We start from the raw sequence: 2,003 nt of genomic DNA, 5'->3' as shown, positions 1-2,003 counted from the left end.
CGGCCTGAACGGCCTCGTCCTCAAACACCGGACGGGCTGGGGGGTGGGGGCCGGGGTGGTGCGCGTCTCGGCAAACGCCGGACGAGCCGGCGCGGTCACCTCTCGGCGGACCGAGTCGGATGGTGGGTGGGCAAAGGTCGGGGGTCCGGGGGCGGAGCCCCCGGGTACGCCCGCACCGGCGCAGGGTGACCAAGGCCCGGTAAACAGCCACGGCACTCCCCGCTTGGCGGAGCCGTTACGCTGGAGGCGTGGCAGTCGTCGATGTTTCCGAAGAGCTCAAGTCCCTCTCCTCGACCATGGAGTCGATCGAGGCCGTCCTGGACCTGGACACGCTGAGGGCAGATGTCGTCGTCCTCGAGGAGCAGGCGGCAGCGCCCTCCCTGTGGGACGACCCGGAGGCGGCGCAGAAGGTCACCAGCAAGCTGAGCCACCTCCAGGCCGAGATCCGCAAGACGGAGGCCCTCCGCGGCCGGATCGACGACCTCTCGGTCCTCTTCGAGATGGCCGAGGAGGAGGACGACCCGGACACCCGCGCCGAGGCGGAGAACGAGCTGACCGCCGTCAAGAAGGCGCTGGACGAGATGGAGGTCCGCACCCTCCTCTCCGGCGAGTACGACTCCCGCGAGGCCGTCGTCACCATCCGCGCCGAGGCCGGCGGCGTCGACGCCTCCGACTTCACCGAGAAGCTCCAGCGCATGTACCTGCGCTGGGCCGAGCGCCACGGCTACAAGACGGAGCTCTACGAGACGTCGTACGCCGAAGAGGCCGGCATCAAGTCGACCACCTTCGCCGTGCACGTGCCGTACGCCTACGGCACGCTCTCCGTCGAGCAGGGCACCCACCGGCTCGTCCGGATCTCGCCCTTCGACAACCAGGGCCGCCGCCAGACCTCCTTCGCCGGCGTCGAGATCCTCCCGGTGGTCGAGCAGACCGACCACATCGAGATCGACGAGTCCGAGCTGCGGGTGGATGTCTACCGTTCCTCCGGTCCCGGCGGCCAGGGCGTCAACACCACCGACTCCGCGGTCCGGCTCACCCACCTCCCCACCGGCATCGTCGTCTCCTGCCAGAACGAGCGCTCCCAGATCCAGAACAAGGCCAGCGCGATGAACGTGCTCCAGGCCAAGCTGCTGGAGCGCCGCCGCCAGGAGGAGCAGGCCCGGATGGACGCCCTCAAGGGCGACGGCGGCAACTCCTGGGGCAACCAGATGCGTTCGTACGTCCTGCACCCGTACCAGATGGTCAAGGACCTGCGCACGGAGTACGAAGTCGGCAACCCCGAGGCCGTGTTCAACGGCGAGATCGACGGCTTCCTGGAGGCCGGAATTCGCTGGCGCAAGCAGCAGGAGAAGTAGTCCCGCGCATTGCTTTGTCGACAAGGCAACTGCCGTCCACCGGGCGGCAGTTGCCTTTCGCTTTGCCGCCGCGCCCCCTGATGTCTGGGTTTTACATCACACTCACAGGTTCCATCTCCCAGTAAAGAACCCGTAGTTGGACATTGCGCTCGCAACGCCCTTGACGTTGCTGTGAAAAATGGGAAAGGTGAAGCGTGGCATGCGTGTCTCCGGGGCGCATGTGAACCGGGGGACTTGAGCTTTCGCCAGCTGCTACCCCTGTCGATCACGGCCTCGGACACCGACGCACCACTGACGACGAGCTACTGGGGGTAGCAACCAGATGACCAAGAAGACGCGGATCCGTGTCGCGCGCATAGCGGCCGGTGCCGTCATCGCCGCCGGTGCCTCGCTGACCGCCGCGGGTGCCGCCTCGGCGCTCGACCTGGGCGTGACGCTGAGCGCCGGCACCACCACCGATGACGCACCCGGCGACGGGACCGACTCCCCGAGCCCGACCGACTCCGTCATTCCGACCGCTCCGAACACGAGCGAGCCCCCGGCTTCGACGCCGCCGGCCTCGACGCCCCCGGCCACCCCGCCGGCGTCCTCGACGCCTCCCAGCGACGAGCCGACCGAGCCCACCGGCAACCCCACCGAGCCCACGGA

General features: G+C 68.6%; 1 protein-coding gene and 1 pseudogene. Both read left to right on the top strand.

Going from position 1 to position 2,003, the window contains the following annotated elements:
* Window positions 1-248: 248 nt before the first annotated feature.
* Window positions 249-1,355, top strand: coding sequence for a peptide chain release factor 2 (prfB, locus tag JHN63_RS50480; protein ID WP_200691850.1), 1,107 nt, complete (start codon window positions 249-251; stop codon window positions 1,353-1,355).
* Between the two features lie 322 nt (window positions 1,356-1,677).
* Window positions 1,678-2,003, top strand: a pseudogene (locus JHN63_RS50475) (hypothetical protein); the annotation flags it as partial.

Origin of the sequence: Streptomyces sp. MBT65 (assembly GCF_016612545.1) — a bacterium.
Classification (GTDB): Bacteria; Actinomycetota; Actinomycetes; order Streptomycetales; family Streptomycetaceae; genus Streptomyces.
This window is presented reverse-complemented; position numbering and strand designations above follow the sequence as displayed.